Source organism: Pseudomonas mucoides, from assembly GCF_015461845.1.
GTDB lineage: Bacteria > Pseudomonadota > Gammaproteobacteria > Pseudomonadales > Pseudomonadaceae > Aquipseudomonas > Aquipseudomonas mucoides.
In genome coordinates this window covers 1-3,631 of sequence record NZ_JACOPW010000018.1, presented here as the reverse complement: position 1 = coordinate 3,631, position 3,631 = coordinate 1, and the positions used below count along the sequence as shown (strand labels likewise).

At 50.8% G+C, this 3,631-nt stretch carries 3 rRNA genes (1 of these 3 cut by a window edge); all 3 read left to right on the top strand.

Annotated features, from left to right (window positions below):
* Nucleotides 1-203 (top strand): 16S ribosomal RNA (locus tag H8F22_RS33005) (it extends 1,126 nt beyond the left edge of the window).
* A 239-nt stretch (nucleotides 204-442) separates the two neighbouring features.
* Nucleotides 443-3,334, top strand: a 23S ribosomal RNA gene (locus H8F22_RS32465).
* Nucleotides 3,335-3,483: 149 nt separating this feature from the next.
* Nucleotides 3,484-3,599, top strand: a 5S ribosomal RNA gene (gene rrf, locus H8F22_RS32460).
* The 16S, 23S and 5S rRNA genes sit together here, the layout of an rRNA operon.
* Nucleotides 3,600-3,631 lie beyond the last annotated feature (32 nt).

The window sequence follows — 3,631 nt, the reverse complement described above, 5'->3', positions numbered from 1 at the left end:
CTCGAAATTGGGTCTGTAGCTCAGTTGGTTAGAGCGCACCCCTGATAAGGGTGAGGTCGGCAGTTCGAATCTGCCCAGACCCACCAATTTTGTGTGGGAAACGCCTGTAGAAATACGGGGCCATAGCTCAGCTGGGAGAGCGCCTGCCTTGCACGCAGGAGGTCAACGGTTCGATCCCGTTTGGCTCCACCACTACTGCTTCTGTTAGTAAGAAAGCTTAGAAATGAGCATTCCATCGTTGAGATGGTGAATGTTGATTTCTAGTCTTTGACTAGTTCGTTCTTTAAAAATTTGGGTATGTGATAGAAAGATAGACTGAACGTTACTTTCACTGGTAACGGATCAGGCTAAGGTAAAATTTGTGAGTTGCTCTTAATTGAGTATTATCGAATTTTCGGCGAATGTCGTCTTCACAGTATAACCAGATTGCTTGGGGTTATATGGTCAAGTGAAGAAGCGCATACGGTGGATGCCTTGGCAGTCAGAGGCGATGAAAGACGTGGTAGCCTGCGAAAAGCTTCGGGGAGTCGGCAAACAGACTTTGATCCGGAGATGTCTGAATGGGGGAACCCAGCCATCATAAGATGGTTATCTTAAGCTGAATACATAGGCTTAAGAGGCGAACCAGGGGAACTGAAACATCTAAGTACCCTGAGGAAAAGAAATCAACCGAGATTCCCTTAGTAGTGGCGAGCGAACGGGGACTAGCCCTTAAGTGGCTTTGAGATTAGCGGAACGCTCTGGAAAGTGCGGCCATAGTGGGTGATAGCCCTGTACGCGAAAATCTCTTAGTCATGAAATCGAGTAGGACGGAGCACGAGAAACTTTGTCTGAATATGGGGGGACCATCCTCCAAGGCTAAATACTACTGACTGACCGATAGTGAACTAGTACCGTGAGGGAAAGGCGAAAAGAACCCCGGAGAGGGGAGTGAAATAGATCCTGAAACCGTATGCGTACAAGCAGTGGGAGCCCACTTTGTTGGGTGACTGCGTACCTTTTGTATAATGGGTCAGCGACTTATTTTCAGTGGCGAGCTTAACCGAATAGGGGAGGCGTAGCGAAAGCGAGTCTTAATAGGGCGTCTAGTCGCTGGGAATAGACCCGAAACCGGGCGATCTATCCATGGGCAGGTTGAAGGTTGGGTAACACTAACTGGAGGACCGAACCGACTACCGTTGAAAAGTTAGCGGATGACCTGTGGATCGGAGTGAAAGGCTAATCAAGCTCGGAGATAGCTGGTTCTCCTCGAAAGCTATTTAGGTAGCGCCTCATGTATCACTGTAGGGGGTAGAGCACTGTTTCGGCTAGGGGGTCATCCCGACTTACCAAACCGATGCAAACTCCGAATACCTACAAGTGCCGAGCATGGGAGACACACGGCGGGTGCTAACGTCCGTCGTGAAAAGGGAAACAACCCAGACCGTCAGCTAAGGTCCCAAAGTTATGGTTAAGTGGGAAACGATGTGGGAAGGCTTAGACAGCTAGGAGGTTGGCTTAGAAGCAGCCACCCTTTAAAGAAAGCGTAATAGCTCACTAGTCGAGTCGGCCTGCGCGGAAGATGTAACGGGGCTCAAACCATACACCGAAGCTACGGGTATCACTTAGGTGATGCGGTAGAGGAGCGTTCTGTAAGCCTGTGAAGGTGAGTTGAGAAGCTTGCTGGAGGTATCAGAAGTGCGAATGCTGACATGAGTAACGACAATGGGTGTGAAAAACACCCACGCCGAAAGACCAAGGTTTCCTGCGCAACGTTAATCGACGCAGGGTTAGTCGGTCCCTAAGGCGAGGCTGAAAAGCGTAGTCGATGGAAAACAGGTTAATATTCCTGTACTTCTGGTTATTGCGATGGAGGGACGGAGAAGGCTAGGCCAGCTTGGCGTTGGTTGTCCAAGTTTAAGGTGGTAGGCTGGAATCTTAGGTAAATCCGGGATTCTAAGGCCGAGAGCTGATGACGAGTGTTCTTTTAGAACACGAAGTGGTTGATGCCATGCTTCCAAGAAAAGCTTCTAAGCTTCAGGTAACCAGGAACCGTACCCCAAACCGACACAGGTGGTTGGGTAGAGAATACCAAGGCGCTTGAGAGAACTCGGGTGAAGGAACTAGGCAAAATGGCACCGTAACTTCGGGAGAAGGTGCGCCGGTGAGGGTGAAGCATTTACTGCGTAAGCCCATGCCGGTCGAAGATACCAGGCCGCTGCGACTGTTTATTAAAAACACAGCACTCTGCAAACACGAAAGTGGACGTATAGGGTGTGACGCCTGCCCGGTGCCGGAAGGTTAATTGATGGGGTTAGCTAACGCGAAGCTCTTGATCGAAGCCCCGGTAAACGGCGGCCGTAACTATAACGGTCCTAAGGTAGCGAAATTCCTTGTCGGGTAAGTTCCGACCTGCACGAATGGCGTAACGATGGCGGCGCTGTCTCCACCCGAGACTCAGTGAAATTGAAATCGCTGTGAAGATGCAGTGTATCCGCGGCTAGACGGAAAGACCCCGTGAACCTTTACTATAGCTTTGCACTGGACTTTGAATTTGCTTGTGTAGGATAGGTGGGAGGCTTTGAAGCGTGGACGCCAGTTCGCGTGGAGCCAACCTTGAAATACCACCCTGGCAACTTTGAGGTTCTAACTCAGGTCCGTTATCCGGATCGAGGACAGTGTATGGTGGGTAGTTTGACTGGGGCGGTCTCCTCCTAAAGAGTAACGGAGGAGTACGAAGGTGCGCTCAGACCGGTCGGAAATCGGTCGTAGAGTATAAAGGCAAAAGCGCGCTTGACTGCGAGACAGACACGTCGAGCAGGTACGAAAGTAGGTCTTAGTGATCCGGTGGTTCTGTATGGAAGGGCCATCGCTCAACGGATAAAAGGTACTCCGGGGATAACAGGCTGATACCGCCCAAGAGTTCATATCGACGGCGGTGTTTGGCACCTCGATGTCGGCTCATCACATCCTGGGGCTGAAGCCGGTCCCAAGGGTATGGCTGTTCGCCATTTAAAGTGGTACGCGAGCTGGGTTTAGAACGTCGTGAGACAGTTCGGTCCCTATCTGCCGTGGACGTTTGAGATTTGAGAGGGGCTGCTCCTAGTACGAGAGGACCGGAGTGGACGAACCTCTGGTGTTCCGGTTGTCACGCCAGTGGCATTGCCGGGTAGCTATGTTCGGAATAGATAACCGCTGAAAGCATCTAAGCGGGAAACTAGCCTCAAGATGAGATCTCACTGGGACCTTGAGTCCCCTGAAGGGCCGTCGAAGACTACGACGTTGATAGGTTGGGTGTGTAAGCGCTGTGAGGCGTTGAGCTAACCAATACTAATTGCCCGTGAGGCTTGACCATATAACACCCAAGCAATTTGCGTCGAAAGGCCAGATTGCGGTGTGTGAAGACGATACAAAGTCGAAAATTCGAAACGAAACACACAAATCTATTACATACCCATTCGCTGGAGCGTGAACCGAAAGGTAAACGACCTGGCTACCGAATTTCTTGACGACCATAGAGCATTGGAACCACCTGATCCCATCCCGAACTCAGCAGTGAAACGATGCATCGCCGATGGTAGTGTGGGGTTTCCCCATGTGAGAGTAGGTCATCGTCAAGATTAAATTCCGAAACCCCTATCTGCGTATGCAG